Annotated in this window: 20 protein-coding genes; 5 read left to right on the top strand and 15 right to left on the bottom strand. The window is 38.1% G+C overall.

Features of this window, described 5'->3' with window-relative positions; translation table 11 throughout:
• Positions 1–12: 12 nt before the first annotated feature.
• The 4 genes from mdh to FHY45_RS19405 all read right to left on the bottom strand — a co-directional run bounded on the left by mdh (position 13) and on the right by FHY45_RS19405 (position 4334).
• Positions 13–951, bottom strand: coding sequence for a malate dehydrogenase (mdh, locus tag FHY45_RS19420; protein WP_066108897.1), 939 nt, complete (start codon positions 949–951; stop codon positions 13–15).
• A 63-nt stretch (positions 952–1014) separates the two neighbouring features.
• Entirely contained in the window at positions 1015–2286 is a 1272-nt protein-coding gene (gene icd / locus FHY45_RS19415; RefSeq protein WP_066108900.1) for an NADP-dependent isocitrate dehydrogenase, read from the bottom strand.
• A gap of 149 nt (positions 2287–2435) precedes the next feature.
• A complete protein-coding gene (citZ, locus tag FHY45_RS19410) occupies positions 2436–3551 on the bottom strand; it encodes a citrate synthase (protein ID WP_139892803.1) in 1116 nt (371 codons plus the stop codon).
• 324 nt (positions 3552–3875) lie between these two features.
• Positions 3876–4334 carry a DUF441 domain-containing protein gene (locus FHY45_RS19405; RefSeq protein ID WP_066108905.1) on the bottom strand — a complete coding sequence of 153 codons (459 nt, stop codon included), beginning with the start codon at positions 4332–4334 and terminating at the stop codon, positions 3876–3878.
• A gap of 149 nt (positions 4335–4483) precedes the next feature.
• Here FHY45_RS19405 and ytvI point away from each other — a divergent pair, with 149 nt between their 5' ends.
• Positions 4484–5611, top strand: coding sequence for a sporulation integral membrane protein YtvI (ytvI, locus tag FHY45_RS19400; RefSeq protein WP_066108908.1), 1128 nt, complete (start codon positions 4484–4486; stop codon positions 5609–5611).
• A gap of 52 nt (positions 5612–5663) precedes the next feature.
• Here the strand turns inward: ytvI and FHY45_RS19395 are convergent, their stop codons facing one another.
• From FHY45_RS19395 to dnaE, 8 genes are all read right to left on the bottom strand, one after another.
• Positions 5664–6056 (bottom strand): FxsA family protein, encoded by a 393-nt coding sequence (locus tag FHY45_RS19395; RefSeq protein WP_139892802.1) that lies wholly within the window; start codon positions 6054–6056, stop codon positions 5664–5666.
• Positions 6057–6180: 124 nt separating this feature from the next.
• Positions 6181–7941, bottom strand: coding sequence for a pyruvate kinase (gene pyk, locus FHY45_RS19390; RefSeq protein WP_066108914.1), 1761 nt, complete (start codon positions 7939–7941; stop codon positions 6181–6183).
• 29 nt (positions 7942–7970) lie between these two features.
• The gene (pfkA, locus tag FHY45_RS19385; protein ID WP_066108917.1) at positions 7971–8930 is read right to left on the bottom strand and encodes a 6-phosphofructokinase; all 960 of its coding nucleotides are present in this window, start codon (positions 8928–8930) and stop codon (positions 7971–7973) included.
• Positions 8931–9223: 293 nt separating this feature from the next.
• On the bottom strand, positions 9224–10201 hold the full coding sequence (gene accA / locus FHY45_RS19380; RefSeq protein WP_066108919.1) for an acetyl-CoA carboxylase carboxyl transferase subunit alpha: 978 nt from the start codon (positions 10199–10201) through the stop codon (positions 9224–9226).
• Positions 10201–11064, bottom strand: a complete 864-nt coding sequence (gene accD, locus FHY45_RS19375; RefSeq protein WP_066108920.1) for an acetyl-CoA carboxylase, carboxyltransferase subunit beta — start codon at positions 11062–11064, stop codon at positions 10201–10203. Before accD ends, accA begins: the two co-directional genes overlap by 1 nt.
• 373 nt (positions 11065–11437) lie before the next feature.
• Positions 11438–12076 carry a FadR/GntR family transcriptional regulator gene (locus FHY45_RS19370; RefSeq protein ID WP_066108923.1) on the bottom strand — a complete coding sequence of 213 codons (639 nt, stop codon included), beginning with the start codon at positions 12074–12076 and terminating at the stop codon, positions 11438–11440.
• Between the two features lie 6 nt (positions 12077–12082).
• Positions 12083–13321 (bottom strand): NADP-dependent malic enzyme, encoded by a 1239-nt coding sequence (gene ystJ / locus FHY45_RS19365; protein ID WP_066108928.1) that lies wholly within the window; start codon positions 13319–13321, stop codon positions 12083–12085.
• A gap of 102 nt (positions 13322–13423) precedes the next feature.
• Complete coding sequence (dnaE, locus tag FHY45_RS19360; RefSeq protein ID WP_139892801.1) at positions 13424–16780, bottom strand: DNA polymerase III subunit alpha; 3357 nt, start codon at positions 16778–16780, stop codon at positions 13424–13426.
• A gap of 182 nt (positions 16781–16962) precedes the next feature.
• Between dnaE and ytrH the strand changes: the two genes are divergently transcribed.
• Positions 16963–17298 carry a sporulation membrane protein YtrH gene (gene ytrH, locus FHY45_RS19355; RefSeq protein WP_066108934.1) on the top strand — a complete coding sequence of 112 codons (336 nt, stop codon included), beginning with the start codon at positions 16963–16965 and terminating at the stop codon, positions 17296–17298.
• Positions 17268–17795 (top strand): sporulation membrane protein YtrI, encoded by a 528-nt coding sequence (gene ytrI / locus FHY45_RS19350; protein WP_373925506.1) that lies wholly within the window; start codon positions 17268–17270, stop codon positions 17793–17795. The genes ytrH and ytrI overlap by 31 nt, the downstream gene beginning before the upstream one ends.
• Positions 17796–17838: 43 nt before the next feature.
• Here ytrI and FHY45_RS19345 read toward each other — a convergent pair whose 3' ends face one another.
• Complete coding sequence (locus FHY45_RS19345) at positions 17839–18786, bottom strand: DHH family phosphoesterase (protein ID WP_139892800.1); 948 nt, start codon at positions 18784–18786, stop codon at positions 17839–17841.
• 147 nt (positions 18787–18933) lie between these two features.
• On the opposite strand from FHY45_RS19345, the gene FHY45_RS19340 reads away from it, so the two are divergent.
• The gene (locus FHY45_RS19340) at positions 18934–19236 is read left to right on the top strand and encodes a YtpI family protein (RefSeq protein ID WP_066108943.1); all 303 of its coding nucleotides are present in this window, start codon (positions 18934–18936) and stop codon (positions 19234–19236) included.
• Between the two features lie 69 nt (positions 19237–19305).
• On the opposite strand, the gene FHY45_RS19335 is transcribed toward FHY45_RS19340, so the two are convergent.
• Together FHY45_RS19335 and FHY45_RS19330 are read right to left on the bottom strand one after the other, a co-directional pair.
• Positions 19306–20613 carry a CBS domain-containing protein gene (locus FHY45_RS19335; RefSeq protein WP_066108946.1) on the bottom strand — a complete coding sequence of 436 codons (1308 nt, stop codon included), beginning with the start codon at positions 20611–20613 and terminating at the stop codon, positions 19306–19308.
• A 59-nt stretch (positions 20614–20672) separates the two neighbouring features.
• Positions 20673–20921 (bottom strand): hypothetical protein, encoded by a 249-nt coding sequence (locus FHY45_RS19330; RefSeq protein WP_066108949.1) that lies wholly within the window; start codon positions 20919–20921, stop codon positions 20673–20675.
• 251 nt (positions 20922–21172) lie between these two features.
• Between FHY45_RS19330 and FHY45_RS19325 the strand changes: the two genes are divergently transcribed.
• Positions 21173–21622, top strand: coding sequence for a hypothetical protein (locus tag FHY45_RS19325; protein WP_066108952.1), 450 nt, complete (start codon positions 21173–21175; stop codon positions 21620–21622).
• The last annotated feature ends 153 nt before the right edge of the window (positions 21623–21775 follow it).

Below are 21775 nucleotides of genomic sequence, written 5' to 3'. Positions count from 1 at the left end.
ATAATAAGACTATTAAGCAAGTACAGACATAACGTTTCGAACTGCTTCAGCAGATTGATCCAATGCTGCTTTTTCTTCATCAAGTAATTCAAGCTCAATTACTTTCTCTATGCCATTTGCCCCCAAAATAGTTGGAACACCTAAGTATATTCCGCTATATCCATATTCACCTTCCAAATAGGCTATTGCAGGAATCACTCTCCGCTGATCCTTTAATACAGCTTCTGCCATTTCTACAAGTGAAGCAGCAGGGGCATAATATGCACTTCCATTACCAAGAAGACTAACAATTTCTCCGCCGCCTTTTCTCGTCCGTTCGACTATTTGCTCTAGACGTTCCTTTGGCAGAAGAGCTTCTAAAGGAATGCCGCCAGCATATGAATATCGAACAAGTGGTACCATATCATCGCCGTGTCCACCCAACACAAAACCTGTTATATCCTTAACTGACAAATTTAATTCCTGAGCGATAAATGTACGGAATCTAGCCGTATCCAATACACCCGATTGACCGATCACACGATTTTTGGGGAATCCGGTTTCCTTAAATACCGTATAGGTCATTGCATCAACTGGATTAGTAAGAACAATAATATAACTGTCAGGAGAATATTTTACAATCTCTTTAGCTACTGAGCGCATAATGTTTTGGTTCGTTTGAACTAGATCATCCCGGCTCATCCCTGGCTTACGCGCAATTCCTGCAGTAATAATAACCAGATCAGAATCCTTTGTATCCTCGTAATTTGATGTTCCAGTAATGGATGCATCAAATCCCATTACAGGGCCTGCTTCTGCCATATCTAAAGCTTTGCCCTTTGTGGGATTTTCCAATTGCGGAATATCAACCAACACTACATCCCCAAGTTCTTTTTGAGCTAAAAGAAACGCGGTCGTTGCTCCTGTAAAACCACTGCCAATGACAGATATTTTTTTTCGGTTAAATACCATTCGAATTTACCCCCAGTTTTTAAAAGGGGTAACCTTTTTCGAGATTACCCCTTTCGTGAATTATTAATCCATATTTTTTATGAGCTCATCAGCAAATTCAGAACATTTCACTTCACTCGCTCCATCCATTAAACGGGCGAAGTCATATGTAACCACTTTTGTTTCTATCGTTTTTTCCATTGATTGTGTAATCAAATTAGCAGCTTCAGTCCAGCCCAGATGCTCAAGCATCAATACACCTGATAGGATTACTGATGAAGGATTCACCTTATCAAGACCAGCATATTTAGGTGCTGTTCCGTGTGTTGCTTCAAAAATTGCATGGCCTGTAACATAGTTGATATTGGCACCAGGCGCAATACCTATTCCACCAACCTGTGCTGCAAGAGCGTCAGAGATATAATCTCCATTTAGATTCATGGTTGCAACTACATCAAATTCTCTTGGTCTTGTTAAGATTTGCTGCAGGAAGATATCTGCAATGGAATCTTTAACAATAATTTTACCAGCTGCCTCTGCATCTGCCTGTGCTTTGTTTGCAGCCTCTGTACCTTCTGCTTCTTTAATGCGGTCATACTGTGCCCAAGTGAATACTTGATCACCGAATTCTTCTTCAGCAACTTCATAACCCCAGTTTTTGAAGGCTCCCTCTGTAAACTTCATGATATTTCCTTTATGAACAAGCGTGAGGGATTTACGTCCTTCTTTAATTATATAATTAAGTGCAGCTCTGACAAGACGTTTTGTGCCTTCTTCAGAAATCGGCTTGATTCCAAGTCCGGAAGTCTCAGGGAAACGGATTTTGGAAACACCCATTTCTTCACGCAGGAAGGTTAATAATTTTTTAACGTCATCAGATCCTTTTGCATATTCAATTCCTGCATAAATGTCTTCTGTATTTTCACGGAAGATAACCATATCCGTGTCCTGTGGTCTTTTAACCGGTGATGGAACTCCATTAAAATAACGAACCGGGCGCAAGCAAGTATATAAATCAAGTTCTTGGCGCAAAGCTACATTTAAAGAACGAATACCTCCGCCAACCGGTGTTGTAAGCGGTCCTTTAATCGCGATTAAATATTCTTTAATAACGTCAAGCGTTTCTTTAGGAAGCCATTCTCCTGTTTGATTAAATGCTTTCTCACCAGCAAGTACTTCTTTCCAAACTATTTCTTTTTCCCCATTGTATGCTTTGTTTACTGCCGCTTCCAACACTCTTGATGCAGCTGCCCAAATATCAGGACCTGTTCCATCCCCTTCAATAAATGGTATAATCGCCTGGTTTGGCACTTGCAGTACTCCATCGACAACTGTGATTTTTTCTCCCATACTCATTCAAATCCCCTCCAACATCAATATACAAGGTTAGTGAAACAGTCCGTTTCAGCTAACCTTTTCTCTAAATCTATAAATTTAAGTATAACTATCCAGAAGTTAATTAACAAATCATCCTACTATTAATTTTCAGATAATTTGACCTCTTATTAACGATTATTAACTGGTATATATTTTTGCATTCCTGGTCCCACATATTCAGCACGCGGGCGAATCAATCGGTTGTTTTCATATTGCTCCAGAATATGGGCAATCCATCCTGACATACGGCTAACCGCAAAGATAGGTGTAAATAAATCATGATCAATCCCCAGACTGTGGTATACAGAAGCAGAATAAAAATCTACATTTGGAGGAAGCGGTTTTTTTGAAGTAACTAGCTCTTCAATTTTGGAAGATATTTCAAACCACTTCGGTTCACCCGTTAAGTTCGTGAGTCTTTGGGACATTTCACGAAGATGCTTTGCACGTGGATCTCCTTTTCTGTAGACACGATGTCCAAAGCCCATTATCTTTTCTTTATTTGCTAATTTATTACTTATATAGCTATCAACATTTTCAACAGAGCCTATTTCAGATAGCATTTTCATAACTGCTTCATTAGCCCCGCCATGCAATGGTCCCTTTAAGGCACCAATTGCTGCTGTGACACCCGAATAAATATCCGACAATGTAGCTACACATACACGCGCAGTAAATGTAGATGCATTTAATTCATGGTCCGCATGTAAAACTAATGCTTTGTTAAATGCCTCAATTTCAATCTGTTCAGGTTCTTTGCCATTCAGCATATAAAGAAAATTCTGTGCATAGCCAAAATCTTTACGTGGCGCAATAGGTTCTTCGCCTTTACGAATGCGTGAAAAAGCCGTCACAATGGATAGGATTTTAGCTTGCAAACGTATTGCTTTTCTGAAATTTGCTTCTTCATCCATAATATCGGCTTCCTCATCATATAACCCCAATAAAGATACAGCTGTTCTTAATGCTCCCATTGGATGAATCGTATCAATCGGATACATTTTGAAATGTTCAATCATTTCATTAGGAAGTCCTGCATTTGCAGCAAGTTGATTCTTCAAATCTTCCAATTCTAGCTTGTTGGGTAATCTGCGATGCCATAACAAATAAATAACCTCTTCGAAACTTGCGTTTTCAGCCAAATCATCGATATCATAACCGACATATGTCAATGTGTCATCGATAATAGAACTGATTGAAGATGATGTAGCCACTACTCCTTCAAGACCCTTTGTAACAGACATGGTTTTTCTCTCCTTTGCTAGAAATCTCCCCTATGTTCCTGATTTTGGTTGACGAATTGGGTTACCGCTTCACTGTAATGTATGTATTGCCTATATGCTTTCATCACATTTATATCTCTTACTTGTAAGTAAGCGTTATCATAAGAGCGTAAATTTCACCCAGCATCTCCCTCGTTGAACGATTGCTCAGAATAACAATAGATTTCACAAGAAATTTTTTACAAATCTGTGAAATCTATGCCCTGTTTTCAATTATAAACAATTATTTAAAATTTGTGAAACAAAAACACCTTATAAAAATCCAAAAGTATTTTATCTTAATAATTATCTGAAAAAATCAATAAGCTGCATGGCAAGATATGCAATCCCAGCTCCGATTAATGGACCTACTGCTACCCCATTAAAAAGACCGACAGCTAGGATCGTTCCAAAAACGAGTGCCACCGTAATATGAGGATCACTTACCAAAAGCTGCACACCATTCTTCGCAATTAATGCAACGGCTATTCCAGATAACATAGCAATCCAGGCATACGGCGATTTCATTGCTTCCGTCAGTTGCTTAAACCCTATATGGCCTGTGGCAATCGGCACTAATACAGCAATGGTAATAATCGTAACACCCCAATTAATCCCCTTAGACTGAATATAACTGAACATTTTTCCATCTAAACCGACAATTTTAAATACAAGCAAAAAAAGAACTGCAAATGTAAGGGAACTGTTTTTCGCAAATATCCCTATCGCCAAAAGAATAACTAAAAATATGTATGGACCATACATGATGTTTCATCCTTCCTGTTGAAAATGTATATCAAGTATAAAAAGACTGATAATTTCAAAAAATACCACTTGTGGTTAATATATGAACTTTCTTTTAATGATCTTAAAGAATATAATTAAATTCAGAAAGCCAAATAAAGGAGGCTTATATGAACCTTGAACACCTTTATAGAGTTTTACGCTTCTTAGTCGTTATTATCGGGATTTATCTATCCGTTTATTTACTGCTTATCATAGCTAAATATACATACCCATTTATCATAGGTTTTTCGTTTGCCTACTTGCTTAAACCTTTTGTTACGTTCTTAACGAATAAACTTAAAATACCAAAAAGTTTATCTGTTATTCTCTCTATGCTTGTTACGGTTGCGCTTATTGCTGGTTTGATTACCTTTCTTGTAGCTGAAATGGTTGCCGGGATAACCTATCTGTCAGAAGCATTGCCTGAACATTTAAATACGATGGTAGTATATACACAAAATTACATTACAAATCACTTCATCCCATTCTACGAGAAAATCATATCCTTCTTTAATACTCTTGATACAGGGCAACAGGATACCATTTTGTCAAATATAGAACAGCTAGGGAAAGAAGCTGGTAATACCATTGTGTCGATTCTACAATCGTTTTTAGCTTTTTTGCCTGTTGTTATTGGCTGGCTTCCAAGTGTAGGAACAGGGGCTATCTTTACTTTACTGGCCACATTTTTTATTGCGAAGGAATGGGATAGATTTATTAATTACAGTAAAAAAATGCTACCGAATAAAACCATGTACAATCTTAAGAACGTCATGAAAGAGTTGGAGAAAGCATTATTCGGTTTTATAAGAGCACAGCTGACGTTAATATCAATAACAGCCTTAATTGTTCTGGTTGGTTTATTAATTCTGCGGGTTGATTATGCCATTACAATCGCCCTTATAATTGGATTTGTTGATTTATTGCCCTATCTGGGTACAGGTTTAGTTTTCGTTCCATGGATTATATACGAGTTGATTATCGGCAACTTCGGATTTGCACTTGGTCTTGGTATTTTATATACGGTAGTGATTGTTCAAAGGCAATTCATGGAACCGAAAATCCTTTCCTCAAGCATCGGTCTGGATCCATTGGCTACTTTAGTTGCTATCTTTGTCGGATTTAAGCTAATTGGGTTTTTAGGTTTTATTTTAGGTCCCATTATCTTAGTGATATTGAGTACATTATATAAATTGCATATCCTTCATGATTTAAAAGATTATATTATGGGAATTCAGCCCCCTCCTCCTAAATAAAAGGAGGAGGCTGCATCCAACGATTTTTCCATCGTCAGAAGCAGCCCCTCATTTATCGAATAATCGTAATCGTTTTGCGTGATTTACTCATATACTTTGTAAGCAGTGCATAGAGGATTGGCTTAAAGGCTTTCCTTGTAAATGGCATTAGCAGCAGGAACCCCACTATATCACTGATAAAACCAGGCAGTAATAACAGGAAGCCTCCAATTAGAATACAGATCCCGCTGTATACTTCTTCACCGGGCATAAATCCTTTACTCATCTGGTCCTTTGCGCGCTGGATGACCTGCAAGCCTTGTTTTTTGGCCAAGAATACTCCGATGATCCCAGTAAAAAAGATGAGGAAAACCGTCCAGCCAATACCCAAATAAGAACCCGACACCAACAAAACAATAATTTCAATAATTGGTATCAGAATGAAAAATATGGTTGAGAGCTTCATTAGGAACCTCCTTATTGCAAAGTGTCTGGCATTTTCCTTTAGTTTAGCATAATTGATAGAAGTGGATAGAAAAAAGAGCTGTTTAAATTAGCAAACAGCTAAGCAAACAGCTCCATCATGTTTATTACAGAATTCCTGTATTACCTTCGTAAATACGGCCGCTTCGGCTATCTACAGTAATAACCTGGTTGTCCTGTAACACTGTTGTAGCATTTTCAAATCCAACAATAACCGGAATACCCTGGCTTAAACCAACTACTGCAGCATGGCTTGTTAAACCGCCTTCTACAGTTACCAATGCTGCGCATTTTTCAATCGCTGGCATCATATCTTTGTCCGTTGCATTTGTAACTAAAATACAACCTTCTTTTGCTTTAGCAATCGCTTCTTCAGCGTTGTTAGCAATAACTACACGGCCTGAAGCAGACTTTCTTCCAATTCCTTGAGCACTTGCTAAAACAGAACCGATCAAGTGGATTTTCATAATATTAGTTGTGCCTGATTCATTCACTGGTACACCCGCTGTGATAATAACCAATTCACCAGGTTTTACTAAGTTTTTCTCAGTTGCTGCTTGAACTGCATTTTCAAGCATATCATCTGTAGTAGTAGTACTAGTTCCTAGAATTGGATATACACCAGATACCAACGCTAATCTTCTCATCACTCTTTCATCAGATGTGATTGCGATGATAGGTGTTTTAGGACGGTAACGGGAAATTACACGTGCTGTTGATCCACTTTGTGTCGGTGTAATAATAGCTGAAACATTTAAGTTTAATGCTGTATGTGCTACAGATTGCCCAATTGCATCAGTTACATTATAATCATGATCTTTACTGCGGGCAGAAAGAATTGCTTTATAATTTAAAGCTGTTTCTGCTTTACTAGCAATGTTGTGCATAGTTTGAACAGCTTCAACTGGATATTGGCCAGCTGCTGTTTCACCTGAAAGCATGATTGCATCTGTTCCATCAAAAATTGCATTCGCTACGTCACTTGCTTCCGCACGAGTTGGACGAGGATTACGTTGCATTGAATCTAACATTTGCGTTGCTGTAATAACCGGTTTACCCACTGTATTGCAGCGTTTAATTAAATCTTTTTGAACAAGAGGTACATCTTCGGCAGGAATTTCAACGCCAAGGTCCCCACGCGCAACCATTAAACCATCAGAAACCGCTAAGATCTCTTCAATATTTTCTACACCTTCGTGGTTTTCGATTTTCGGGATGATTTGGATATGACCTGCATTATGATTTTCAAGCAATTCTCTGATTTCAAGAACGTCCGCTCCTCTTCTTACAAAGGAAGCTGCAATGAAATCAACATCTTCTTGAATACCGAATACGATATCTTCCGCATCTTTTTGTGTAATTCCTGGTAATTTGACAGAAACTCCTGGTACGTTAACACCTTTTTTATTCTTAATCATTCCTGTGTTAAGAACTTTTGTATAGATTTCTTTTTTATCTTTATCTAAACCAGTTACTTCAAGACCAATTAAACCATCATCAACAAGGATTCTGGATCCTTCATGAACATCATCAATTAAGCCTTCATAAGTGATTGAGAATTTCTCCGGAGTACCAAGTACTTCAGTCATAGAAATGGTAACATCTTGACCTGCTACTAATTCGAACCCACCATTTTCCATGTTGTGAGTGCGAATTTCCGGTCCTTTTGTATCAAGTAAAATCCCAACTGTTTTACCAGTTTCTTCTGCAGCCTGGCGAATAGTTTGAATTCTTGCACGGTGCTCTTCATGGCTACCATGAGAAAAGTTTAGACGGGCAACATTCATTCCTGCTTCCATTAATGCTTTTAACTTTTCTAATGATTCACTGGCTGGTCCAATTGTACATACGATTTTTGTTTTACGCACGTTGTATCCTCCTATTTACTATTTCTTAATTAAATTGAAAGCTCCTGAGATAATTCATACATTTTTTTGTCAACCACATGAGGTATCTTTAATGCCTCAATAATGTCATAATCAACCAATTTATTGTTAACGATCCCTACTGCGCGGCCGCCTTTTCCATCAAGGAGCAATTCAACTGCATTAGCAGCCAATCGACTGGCTAATACGCGATCTGTCGCTGTTGGTGATCCACCGCGCTGAACATGTCCTAGAACTGTCACACGCGTTTCGAAGCCAGTGCGTTTCTGGATATCTTCACCGATTTCCATACCACTGCCAACACCTTCAGCAACAATAATAATACTATGTTTCTTTCCTCTATCATGCCCACGCTTCAGCTTATTAATGATATCATTCATATCATAGTTTTCTTCGGGGATAAGAATAGATTCCGCTCCGCCTGCAAGTCCTGCCCATAGTGCAAGATCTCCGGCATTTCTTCCCATTACCTCAATAACGTATGTTCTTTCGTGTGAAGTAGCTGTATCTCTGATTTTATCAATAGAATCAATAACGGTATTCAAGGCAGTATCGAATCCAATTGTGAATTCGGTTCCTGGAATATCATTATCAATCGTGCCCGGTACACCTATACATGGAAATCCATGTTCTGTTAAAGCTTTGGCTCCACGATAAGAACCATCTCCACCTATAACAACAAGTCCTTCAATTCCAAATTTCTTCAATTGTTCTATACCTTGCAATTGAACATCTCTTTCCTTGAATTCCGGACAACGAGCCGTATACAGCATCGTTCCGCCTCTATGTATAATATCTCCTACAGATCCGATCTCAAGCTTTTTTATGTTCCCATTTAAAAGACCTTGGTATCCGTTGTAAATCCCATAAACCTCAATATTATGGTAAATCGCTTTTCTTACAACGGCACGTACTGCGGCATTCATGCCTGGTGAATCTCCCCCACTTGTTAATACACCTATTCTTTTCATGATATCACCCCAAGTTTAGTATTATCTTCATTGAGTACACATCTGTTTATAGCATCTGTATATAGACAGACAGAAACACAATCACGAAATATAGTTGTTTCCGTTTATTCATAATCGCATCCTTATTCTATGATAACAAAATCCTTTCGTAAAGCCCTTTGTACCAAGGAATTTTATATGAAAACGCTATCACATTGAGAGATTCTCATTATTATCAAGGGATTAAAAAAAATTGTACATCGTGTGTATTTTTCCCTATTGAACAAAAAAGAAACGTACATTTTCATGTACGTTTAATGATTCTTTACAAATTGAGTCGAAAATCCGTACTTGCCAATATTTTTATATTTTTCATATCTTTTATTGACTAGCTCTTCCTCACTCATATTTTTTAATGTATCAAGCGAATTTTTTAATATTTTATCAATCTCTTCAGCCTGATCTTTAACCGAGCGATGAGCACCGCCAAGTACTTCAGGAATAATTTGATCTATAATGCCTAACTCTTTTAAATCTGGTGCCGTAATTTTCATGGATTCCGCTGCCTTCTTTGCCATGGATGCATCTTTCCAGAGGATGGATGCAGCTCCTTCAGGAGAAATAACTGAGTAAGTTGAATTTTCAAGCATATGAATATGGTCTCCCACACCAAGTGCTAAAGCTCCGCCACTTCCTCCTTCTCCAATTACTATACAAACGATTGGCACCTTTAAACCGGCCATTTCGAATAAATTTCTAGCAATAGCTTCACTTTGACCTCTTTCTTCTGCCGCTTTACCAGGATAGGCTCCCTTTGTATCAATAAAACAAATAATTGGCCTCCTGAATTTTTCCGCTTGCTTCATGAGTCGTAAAGCTTTTCTATATCCTTCTGGATGAGGCATGCCAAAATTCCGTCGTATATTATCCTTTGTATCCTTACCTCGCTGATGACCAATAACAGTCACCGGCATCCCATGATACTTAGCTATGCCGCCCACTATTGCTTCATCATCACCAAAAAGTCGATCCCCATGACATTCAAAGAACGATGTAAATAAGTGTTCTATGTAATCGCAGGTTGTAGGGCGTAATGAGTGCCGGGCTATTTCAACTCGATCCCAAGGCTTAATATCTAGATACAGCTCTTTTTCCAATTGGCCCAAGCGTTCCTCCAGCTTATTAATTTCCTCTGTAAACTCTCCATCAGAGTGTGAAGTCATTTTCTTTAATTCATCTATTTTTTTTTGTAAATCCTGTATTGGTTTTTCAAATGACAATTCACCCGGCATTATTTACTCCCCCCTGATGTATGAATATCGATAATTGCAGCCAGTGTATCTTTCATTTTATTTCTCGGCACTACTGCATCCAGTTGACCATGTTTTAGAAGGAATTCAGCAGTTTGAAAATCTTCCGGTAACTTTTCATGGATTGTTTGCTCGATTATTCGACGGCCGGCAAATCCAATTAAAGCTTTAGGTTCTGCAAGGTTATAATCTCCGAGAGAAGCAAAACTCGCTGATACCCCACCGGTAGTTGGATGAGTCATAACCGATATAATCAAACCGCTATGCTCACTGAAACGTTTTAAGGCTGCACTTGTTTTTGCCATTTGCATGAGACTTATAACTCCCTCTTGCATTCTGGCTCCTCCGGATGCGGTAAATATAATAAAAGGTACCTTTAATTCATCAGCTTTTTCAATGGCCCGGGTTATCTTTTCACCAACTACAGAGCCCATACTGCCCATACGAAATGTAGAGTCCATTACAGCAATCACAGTGGTATGACCACTAATTCGACCTATTCCTGTTACTACAGCTTCATTTTGTTTTGTCTTATTTCGATCTCTATCGAGCTTTTCTGTATAATCGGGAAAGTTCAGTGGATTTTCCGATATCATCCCCCGATCGTACTCCTCAAAAGACCCTTTATCCATTAAATTGCTTAAACGTTCAACTGCACTCATCGGGTGGTGATAACCACATTTAGGACAAACTTTATCATTTTTTAATATTTCTTTAGAGTATTTAATAGTTTTACAAGACGGACATTTCATCATAATTCCTTCAGGCACATCTTGATTTGCTTTATCAGAAGGAATGGTTGCATACTTTTTCTTTTTTGTACGAGAAAACATGTCTTTCAACAAAACTCTCGATCCCCTTTCGTAATACAGTACATCAATGGTTCATAAATAAACCTTACTGATTTTCTCATCAGCCAGTGATTACTGAAACCACCTTGTCCATTATACCTGCCATCCCATCAGATATATACAGACTATGGTAATAGGACAAACTACTTGCACATTATTGAAGTCCTATCTTATCTACATACAAGAAACACATCTTTGAAAAATCATATCCTTACCGACCAATAGGACAAATCATATGCATCTTCATTAACCCTTATGTCTTAGTAAATCTATAAACCTTAATTGCAAGCAATGGAAAGTTTATAAAATTGGCCTTATATAGTTTACAAAACGTACCTATATAAGGCCAATATACTACAGATATCTATTATTCACTTTTCGCAGTAGCTCTGATTTTTGTATCATATATTTCAAGTGCTTGATCTTTTTCCCCGTTTTCCATTAAAGCAGCTAAAATAATATATTGCTTTCGGTCTTGAATGGAGAATTCATAGCCAGATGCTTTACAGTAACTGTTTACCGTTTTCCAAATTCTTTCCATCAATCGATTGTCAGTCAAACTGGCTAATTGAGAGAAGTAAGCCTCGTCCGTAAATGAGTTGGTTCTAGCCCAATTATATAGATCTTTAATAGTCTCAGGATTTTTACGGTTGTATTCGGACATTATACGTATACAATCTTTTTCTAACAACAATTTCACTTCAATCAAATCTTCTTTTGTTTTACCTTCTAAAATGAAAAATGAGCCAAGTAATTCAACAAGCTTATGCTCTTGAAAATCATGAATGAATGTTCCTTCTCCTCTTCTTGTTTCAATCAATCCCAAAAGCTCCAGCGCTCTTAAAGCTTCTCTGACTGAGGAACGGCCAACATTTAAGCGGTCAGACAGCTCCCGTTCAGAGGGGATTTTATCACCTGGAACAAGATGATCCTCTTCAATCATTCTTTGCAGCTTGCGAACTATTTCTAAATATACTTTTGGCTGTCCTTCAGTTTGTAATTCCATCTGTCATCACTCACTTTTTCCAATGGATGATAGTAATTCTGTCTTCTTTCTGATTTCTTCCGGATCAACTTTTAATCTTGCAACCCCTGTTTCCATCGCCGCTTTTGCTACTGCAGCAGCTACTGCCGGAGCAACTCGCGGGTCAAAAGGAGCAGGGATTACATAATCCGTTTGCAGCTCTTCATCTGTAATTAGATTTGCAATCGCCTCAACGGCTGCAACTTTCATTTTCTCATTAATATGAGTTGCTCTTACATCCAGAGCCCCTCGAAAAATTCCCGGAAAGGCTAAAACATTGTTTACCTGGTTGGGGAAATCGGATCTACCAGTTCCTACGACTGCCGCACCTGCTTCTTTAGCCAATTCCGGCATAATTTCGGGAACTGGATTGGCCATCGCAAAAATGACTGGATCTGAGGCCATTGATTTAATCATTTCAGGAGTTAGCGCGCCTGCAACCGAAACACCGATAAAAACATCTGCATCTTTAATGACGTCCTCAAGACTGCCTTCCAAATGATCACGATTTGTATATTTAGCCACCTCTGCTTTTACAGCATTCATACCATATGGGCGTTCTTCATAAATCGCACCCTTGCTATCACACATAATTAAATCGCGTACACCAAAGTGATATAGTAGCTTAATAATGGCAATACCGGCAGCACCAGCGCCATTTGCAACCACTTTAATCTCAGACATTTTCTTATTGGAAAGCTTCAAGGCATTAACAAGACCTGCAACCGTTACAATTGCTGTACCGTGCTGATCGTCATGGAAAACAGGGATATTCGTTTCTTTTTTCAATCTTTCTTCAATGACAAAACAATTTGGAGCCGCAATATCTTCTAAATTAATTCCGCCAAAAGTTGGTTCAAGTAATTTTACTGTCTCCACAATTTTATCTACGTCGTTCGTATTTAGACAGATTGGAAAAGCATCGACTCCTGCAAACCCCTTAAATAATAATGCTTTTCCTTCCATCACAGGGAGGGCAGCTTCCGGACCAATATTGCCGAGTCCAAGCACTGCTGTACCATCTGATACTACGGCTACCATATTGCCCTTGAAAGTATATTCATATACTGTTTCCGGTTTATCATGTATAGCTTTACACGGTTCAGCTACACCTGGAGAATATGCCAGGCTTAAATCGTGTGCATTCCGCAGAGGTACCTTGGCCACTGTTTCCAATTTCCCCTTATTTAAACGGTGCATATGCAACGCTTCTTCTCTTAAAGTCAATTACCCACACCCCACTTTTTATCATACGATACATTTTATCCCACTTCTGGTATGACCAAAATTATACTGTAAATATATCACAATATTCTGTCTTGTACATAGTTAATCTTCTTTAATCAGGACATTTCCTTCTCCTATAATTCTTTCTAAATCTTTCAGTAGGGCGGGAGTAGGGTTCACCCAGTTTTCCTTGGATAATTGAATAGTTTTTGTATCTTTTTCGTAATATATATACACCTTTGTGTTCCCACGATATTGAATCAAAACATTACGAATAGCTGTTAAGGTTTTATTGGTTTGAACATTTGGAGCAACCTTAATATAGACGGATTTAAAAAGTTCCTTTATTTTCGGTATATCATTCTCTAAATCATAAAGATTTTGTGTGATAAATTGTTTCTTCCCATTGCGCTCCTCCAGCTTTCCTTCTATTAAAACTAAATTTCCTTCTTTTAAAATGGATGAATATTGCTTGTACACATTTGGAAAAGTAACCCCTTCCATATCACCCGTTTCATCACTTAGAAGCAGAAAAGCCATATTTTCGCCTTTCTTTGTACGGATCAGTTTAACAGATTGAATATAAGCACCAACAAATCCTGTTGAATTCAGTGGAAAATTGGACAGAGGAAGTGCTCCTGCATGTTTTAATAAAGGTCTTGAACCGCTGATTGGGTGGTCGGATAAATATAAGCCGAGAACTTCTTTTTCTTTTTGTAACTTTTTGTCCGTTGGCATCGGGTCGACTACTACATATTTCGGTTTAATGAACATATCATCAGCATCAAAAAAACCAACTTCTCCTGAATCAGGACGAACCAATTCAGCATGCTCCAGTGCCACATCTATGCTTGCCAAAATACTTGCACGATCCATTTTAAACTCGTCAAATGCACCCGCGTAACATAAATTTTCCAATACTTTTCTATTTATGATACGGGAAGGAATACGTATACAAACATCAAATAGATCTTCAAATGGGCCATTCTTACGAGCTGCAACCAGTTCTTTTAAGACGGAAGCTCCAATGCCCTTCACAGCTGCCAGACTGTAACGCACCCCTTTATCTCCTTCAAGAATAAACGGGAAATGACTTTTATTGATTGATGGCGGATAGACTATATAATCTTTTGACTTTAATTCCTGAACGTATTGAGCTATTTTATCATCGTTGCCAATTACAGATGTCATCAACCCTGCCATAAAGCTGCGCAAATAATTTGCCTTTAAATAGGCTAACTGATATGCAATTAGGCTGTAAGCGACTGCATGACTCCTATTAAACCCATAATTTGCGAACCGGACGATTAAGTCATATACTTCATTTGCCGTATGCTGTTCGTGCCCTCTAGCCATAGCCCCTTTTACAAAATGAGCTCTTTGTTCATCGAGAACGTCTTTTTTCTTCTTACTTACAGCTCTTCTCAGCAAATCAGCTTCTCCTAAGCTGAAACCGGCCATTGTCGAAGCAATCTGGATAATTTGTTCCTGATACACAATGATCCCGTAGGTAGGCTTCAGAATTGTTTCCAATTCAGTAATAGGAAAAGTAATAGGTTCAATTCCATGTTTACGATTTATGAATGTCGGGATATTATCCATAGGGCCCGGCCTATACAGGGCATTGACCGCTACCAAATCCTCAAAAACAGTGGGTTTTAGCTTTTTAAGGACATTTTGCATGCCAGCTGATTCAAACTGAAAAATCCCCGAGGTTAGTCCCTTACTTAATAACTCAAATGTGGCCGTGTCATCCAATGGAATCTGACTTAACTGAATCTTCTTACCCGATGAACGATTTACCTGTCTCACAATCTGATCAAGCAAAGTTAAATTTCGGAGTCCGAGAAAATCCATTTTCAAAAGACCAATTTCTTCTAAAATTTCCATCGGGAACTGGGTCAAATAAACACCCTCATGCCCTTCCTGAATCGGAATTAAATCGGTCAGCGGTTGATCGGTAATAATTACCCCTGCGGCATGTATGGATGTATGTCTTGGAAGCCCTTCCCACTTCTTGGCGATTTCAAAAATCCGCTTATGAAGTGCAGATTCTGCAATCCATGTACGGAAACGGCTGGATTCAGATTGCGCCAATTGTATGGTCAGTCCGTTAATAGGAGGAAGCGAACGAGATAGCTGGTCCAACTCCTTCGTGTTCAATCCACAAACTCTGCCCGCATCTCGCAAAGCGGCCTTTGCTCCAAATGTACCAAAGGTTATAATTTGTGCCACATGAATGGGTCCATATTTCTTTGCTACGTACCGTATCATTTCTTCTCTGCGATTGTCTGGAAAGTCGATATCTATATCAGGCATCGTAATCCTTTCCGGATTCAGAAACCTTTCAAACAATAGATTGTATTCAATAGGATCGACATTGGTAATTCCAAGCACATAAGCAACCATCGAACCTGCAGCAGATCCACGTCCAGGACCTGTTAATATCCCTTGTTTATTAGCATGATTCATAAAGTCCCAGACAATCAGGAAATAGTCACTGAACCCCATATCAGCAATTACAGTTAATTCATATTCCAATCGTTCAAAGTGCTTTTTATCGGGAGTTGGATAACGCTTGGCAAATCCTTTTTTGCAAATCTCTATCAAATATTGATGTGCGGACAAATCATTGGGAACGGGATACTTTGGAAGTAATTTTTGATTAAACTCTAAGTTTACACAGCATTCTTTGGCTATTTGAATCGTATTTTCAAGAGCAGCCACATCGGATGAGTACCACTCCATCATTTCAGAACGGCTCGCAAAATGCTTCCTTTCATTCTCAGACAACTCGATTTTATCCAATTCTTCTATCTTTATATTATCTTTTAAACAAGTCAATGCTTGATAAGCCAGTGAATCTTCTGGCTTCAAATAACAAATATGGTGAGCTGCAACAAGCTGGGTGTTCGTTTTGTCAGCCAGTTGTTTGATCTTCGCCCTCTCCATTCCTTCCGTAGACGGTTTAGGCAATGAAAGATAAAAAGATTGATTACCAAACAAGGTTTTATATTTCAAGAGGACTTTTTCTGCAGCTTGCTCATTGTGGAAAAGTGTACTTTCAATTTCACCTTCTATTCCCGGTGTAATGGCAATGAGGCCTCTTGCATATCCTTTCAACCATCTGAATGGCAAACCATCAGGAGACTTCGTTTGAATTGCACTCGATATCTTCATTAGGTTATGATATCCTTCATTATTTTTAGCCAGCAAAATAAGAGAATAACTTTTATGCTCTTCATCATCAAATATATCTGCAGTCAAACCTATGATTGGCTTGATTCCCTGTTCCATGCATTCCTTGTAAAAAGACACAGCCCCATACATAACATTTCGATCTGTTAATGCGATACTGCTGAAACCATTATTCTTTGCCGAGGTAACGATATCCCTGATTGATAACGTACTCTCCAGAAGACTATACGCGCTATATACATGAAGATGGATTAATGACATTCTTTCGTCACATCCTTGTTATCATTTTTGTATTTAGGAGAAATTCTCTCTTATTCTCTATTATAGAAGTCCAATGCTCAAAAAGAAAATATGTTCGATGCAAGTTGAAAAACTTTTTAGCCTAATTACATATTACTCATCCCTCCCTCATATATATGTAAAAAACAAAAAGGACGAGGTAAATGAACCAGGCTTTCTTACCAGCATTTATAAACAGTTTCTTCATTTCATTTGGCGTACTGCTTGGCGGATCTTTGATCGGTGGACTGGCTGCTTTCATAACAGGTCAACCCCCATTAACTCAAGTGTTTCGCCTATCCGAGGGTTTAAGAATTTGGGCTATTGTGGCAGCTATTGGCGGAACTTTCGATGCGGTCTATTCATTTGAACGAGGAATCTTTCATGGTGCGACAAAAGATTTATTCAAACAAATCCTGATTATTATTTCAGCCCTTGGAGGAGCTCAAGCCGGTGCTCTCATTATCCAATGGCTGACACAGGAGCAGTTAAATCCATGAGAATCCCTCCATATTATCGAAATCCCTTATGGCAACGCTTTTTCGCAGGAGTTATTATAGGGGCGATCATAAGCTGGGGGCTTTTTTTGTATATGTTCGGTGATCTGCAGGAAAAGCAAATTCAGTTAATAGAAACACAGCAGGATGCTATTAAAGATTTACACGATGAGCTTGAAATATGGCAAAATGAATACGAAATTTTAAATAAAAAAAATGAGAGTAAATTACTCGTACAGGAAGTAACCGTTCATATTACAAACTATAAAAAATACAGATTGGATCCACTCAGTATTTTTGAGGTAGAGCAAAGTATTAAGAAAGATTTCGAAAGCTTATTAGGTAAGGATTTGGAAAGTGTGAGTCATGGAAAAGAACTCCTTAAAAGAGCAATTATTAATAAGAATATCAAATTAAACGGCAGGCACTATCAATTGGAAGTCCAGGAATTAATTCTATACACGCATATCGAAATTTCATTGTCGCTCAAACAAATTTAAGAACAGCCGGGTACTCCTCTGGGTACCTGGCTGTTCCACTTAATTATTTGGATCCATAGTTGGAACAAACCTGTACGAGATCTGCAAGGACATTATTCATGTCCTCCCAATTGTAAATGGTTGCGCCAGATGCTAAGGGATGCCCGCCTCCATTATATTTCATAGCTACACCATTAATAACAGGGCCTTTCGATCTGAGACGAACTCGAATTTCATCATTTTCTTCAATGAAAAATACCCATGCCTTGATTCCCTTTACAGATCCCAAAGTACTGACAAGTGAAGATGCTCCGGAGGATTTTACACCAAATCGTTCCATGACTTCCTTCGTAATTACGACTACCCCAACTCCTGAATCAATTATTTTAAAGTTTTCAAAAACATAGCCATTCAAACGAACGACCGCTTCATCAACATCATACATATCATCGTATATATCCGTGCGATTAAATCCGTACTGAATAAGCTCGCCGGCATACAGAAATGTTTTATCGGTAGTACTTGGATATAAAAATCTACCCGTATCACCTACGATTCCTGCATATAATAATCGCGCTGCCTCCTGATTCATTCGTAATCCTTTATCCTTACCGTACTCATATAATTCATAAATCATTTCACTGCAAGAGCTTGCTGATGTATCAACCCACAAAAAATCTCCGTAAGGATCCTCATTTGGATGATGATCTATTTTAATCAAAAGATCCCCCCTCGTATACCGTTGATCACAGACCCTTTCCTGATTGGCTGTATCACAAACAATCACTAATGCTCCTTCATATGCTTCATCCGGAATCACATCAAGTCGCTTTAGAAAATGTAAAGATTCCTCTTCTTGACCAACCATGAATACTTGTTTTTCTGGAAAGGAATATTTAATGATTTCTCCCAATCCACATTGTGATCCATATGCATCAGGGTCTGGCCGAACATGTCTGTGCAGAATAATCGTATTGTATTTTTTGATTGCATCTATAATCTGTTCCTTCATCACTTTTCTCCCTTTATCTTTTGTTTTTTTATGTATGGTCATGCATATGATACCCGCAACCAAGGATAAGGAATCGAATTCCAAATTGGTACAATATTTCAATATCTTGTACAATATAGGCATACAACCCAATTGGAGGCACAGTGCATGATAATATTTGTATTTTTAATTGTAATGTCTTTTTCGTTTTTTATTTACTATAAGACAAAATACTTCAGAACCAAGTTACCTATGCAAAGAGCATATCTGTCCGGTAAATCATCCATCTCTTTAGGTGTATTTGTTGCTCTTTTCGGTCTTAATCAGCTATTCCTTTTTCATACAACTGTCACCTATATCGTCGCTGCTATTTTTATCATAGTTGGCGGATGGAGTATATATGGCGGTGTAAGAATGTATAAATATTATGCTCCCCTTGCTGAGGAAGAATATCAGGCGGCACTAAAATAATCGTATCATAATCATTACGTGAATATGCAAAATTGCCTTTATAGCTCCTATAAAGGCAATTTTTTATCGTTAACTACGCTCCAATAACTGGCAGGTCATCATGGCCTTACCGACCAATTTTCCTTCATTGAAGACTTCTATATCTACTTTTCCAAACTTCCGTCCAATTTCCAGTACCTTTGGTACAATTTCGAGTTTGCTCTCAAGCTGAACAGGCTTTAAGAAATAGATCGTCATATTCTCTACAACTAAATCACCGCGTTTATATCCTCGCAGCACTCTATTCGTTGCTTCAATTACCATAGCTGTAAATACACCATACGAGATCGTTCCCAAGTAATTAGTCATCTGAGGTGTCACCTCACACTGATAACTATCATTACCCTGAACAGCCGTCATTTGATTGGCGATGACATCATCAATCGTCTCACCGACCTGTGGTTGCCGCTGGCTCATTTGCAATGCCTTTAAAACATCTTGTCTGCTTATAATTCCGATTAAAAGATTGCGGTTATCAATGACTGGCAAGAGCTCAATACCCTCCCAAACCATCATATGAGCGGCAGATGCTACACTCGTCTTTTCACCTACAAAGATAGGATTTTTAGTCATAACTTTATCAATCTGTACGGAAGCATCAACCCCAAGAATATCCCTAGATGTAACCATTCCCTGCAGGCGCAAATTATCATCTACCACCGGAAAACGGCTATGCTTTGTCGCTTTATTCAGTTCAGTCCAACGTTCAACTGTATTTCCTGCTTTCAGTACTTCTGTTTTCTCAATTGGAATAAGAATATCTTCGACAAGTAAAATCTCTTTTTTAATCAGCTGATCATAGATTGCTCTATTAATCATTGTTGCAACAGTAAAGGTATCGTAAGACGTAGAGATCACAGGCATTTGCAATTCATCCGCAAGTTTTTTAACTGAATCCGCTGTATCAAATCCACCGGTGATGAGCACAGCTGCCCCTGTGGTTAATGCAAGTTCATGTGCTTTCACACGGTTCCCGACAATCAAAAGATTGCCTGCCTCTGTGTAACGCATCATCGCCTCAAGCTCCATAGCCCCTATGACAAATTTATTCAGAGTTTTATGAAGCCCTGATCTACCACCGAGGACCTGTCCATCAACGATATTAACAACCTCAGCAAATGTCAGTTTTTCTATGTTTTCTTTTTTCTTCCGTTCAATACGAATGGTTCCAACTCTTTCAATCGTACTGACATACCCTTTATTTTCAGCTTCTTTAATTGCTCGATAGGCGGTTCCCTCACTGACGGTCAGTGCTTTTGCAATTTGCCGTACAGAGATTTTTTGGCCAATCGGTAGTTCATCAATATATGCCAATATTTGTTCATGCTTAGTAGCCAAACTATTCACCCTTTTTCGTTATCCATTATTACTATTATAATGGGAAACGTTCCAATCAATCAATGTGACCTTTTATATTGTCTGGAAATATGGGGATTTTTTGTACCTTTTGACTGCGCAATTGTTCGTTTATTACCCACACTGTACAAAATAGCTGAAAGGTTCCCTCCCAAAACACTAAATGCGAGCGCAAGCCATGCGAATGAAAAAATGGTTTCTTCCATATTACCTTCAAATGATAGATATGGAAGTGCCCATAATAACATCGCCAGGCCAATTACCAAACTGATACCACAACGAATTTTCATAGATTTATCCCTCCTATAAGATAAATATATGAATAAACGAAAAAAAAAGAAGTACACATAAAACTAACAGGTTCGGTTTTAAGAACAAAATTAATTATGGATACATGCAGAAGTAAATTCAATTCACATTGAATTTGCTCATTTTTGCGTGCAATAAAGGATTTTTTCAGTTGAATTCTAAGTGTTTTAGAAATTTATGTTAAACTATTTTAGTGATTGATTAGTAAATTATTCCATTAAGAGGGAAGCGTATGAAAAAGTACTTGGTTACATTGATTGTATTGATTACTTTAAGTATGGGTGGCTATTTTCTTATTGGACTATTAAACGTAACACCACCTTCACCAACCATAACTGTTGAAGATAAAAATGTAGAGACCGCGCAAGGCTCATATTGCTGGAATGGACTCATAAATGCTGGTTGTGTTGATATGCCTTCTCCTCCAGAAATTATTAAAGATCACGAATTCAAACCTGTGGTTGCATCACCTGAATCCGAATTGAACATAGAATTCAAAAACACACCGCAAGAAAATACATTAAATGTAAATCAATGGCTTACCAATGAAAAAACAGCGAATGTACATATTCGGGATAATAAGATCGTATTGCCAAAAGAAAAAGGGATATATGTTTACGATGTATCGGCAAGATGGGAAAAGGGCGACTCAAGTTATGCTTTTGTAATAGAAATCCGCTAGTTAAAATAAATCACGTTAAAAAGCATCGGCATAGTACCGATGCTTTTCTTGGTTACACTATGAAAAATGGTTAGATTTTAATGCTAATTCTAGTATTAATTATTCTGATATTTAGCATTTTCTAAAAACCAATCCGTTCACATAAAACTCTAT

The sequence above is a fragment of the Bacillus sp. D386 genome (assembly GCF_006346415.1).
Note: the sequence above shows the minus strand (reverse complement) of the source record. Positions and strands in the feature narration are given on the sequence as shown.

Bases quoted from the DNA above. Each gene is read 5' to 3' on its own strand.
- mdh (WP_066108897.1), bottom strand. From the start codon at position 951: ATGGTATTTAACCGAAAAAAAATATCTGTCATTGGCAGTGGTTTTACA.
- ytvI (WP_066108908.1), top strand. From the start codon at position 4,484: ATGAACCTTGAACACCTTTATAGAGTTTTACGCTTCTTAGTCGTTATT.
- pfkA (WP_066108917.1), bottom strand. From the start codon at position 8,930: ATGAAAAGAATAGGTGTATTAACAAGTGGGGGAGATTCACCAGGCATG.
- FHY45_RS19330 (WP_066108949.1), bottom strand. From the start codon at position 20,921: ATGAAAATTCGTTGTGGTATCAGTTTGGTAATTGGCCTGGCGATGTTA.
- FHY45_RS19405 (WP_066108905.1), bottom strand. From the start codon at position 4,334: ATGTATGGTCCATACATATTTTTAGTTATTCTTTTGGCGATAGGGATA.
- FHY45_RS19395 (WP_139892802.1), bottom strand. From the start codon at position 6,056: ATGAAGCTCTCAACCATATTTTTCATTCTGATACCAATTATTGAAATT.
- dnaE (WP_139892801.1), bottom strand. From the start codon at position 16,780: ATGTCATTAATCCATCTTCATGTATATAGCGCGTATAGTCTTCTGGAG.
- ytrH (WP_066108934.1), top strand. From the start codon at position 16,963: ATGAACCAGGCTTTCTTACCAGCATTTATAAACAGTTTCTTCATTTCA.
- FHY45_RS19340 (WP_066108943.1), top strand. From the start codon at position 18,934: ATGATAATATTTGTATTTTTAATTGTAATGTCTTTTTCGTTTTTTATT.
- accA (WP_066108919.1), bottom strand. From the start codon at position 10,201: ATGCCGGGTGAATTGTCATTTGAAAAACCAATACAGGATTTACAAAAA.
- citZ (WP_139892803.1), bottom strand. From the start codon at position 3,551: ATGTCTGTTACAAAGGGTCTTGAAGGAGTAGTGGCTACATCATCTTCA.
- ytrI (WP_373925506.1), top strand. From the start codon at position 17,268: ATGGCTGACACAGGAGCAGTTAAATCCATGAGAATCCCTCCATATTAT.
- FHY45_RS19370 (WP_066108923.1), bottom strand. From the start codon at position 12,076: ATGGAATTACAAACTGAAGGACAGCCAAAAGTATATTTAGAAATAGTT.
- FHY45_RS19325 (WP_066108952.1), top strand. From the start codon at position 21,173: ATGAAAAAGTACTTGGTTACATTGATTGTATTGATTACTTTAAGTATG.
- icd (WP_066108900.1), bottom strand. From the start codon at position 2,286: ATGAGTATGGGAGAAAAAATCACAGTTGTCGATGGAGTACTGCAAGTG.
- FHY45_RS19345 (WP_139892800.1), bottom strand. From the start codon at position 18,786: ATGAAGGAACAGATTATAGATGCAATCAAAAAATACAATACGATTATT.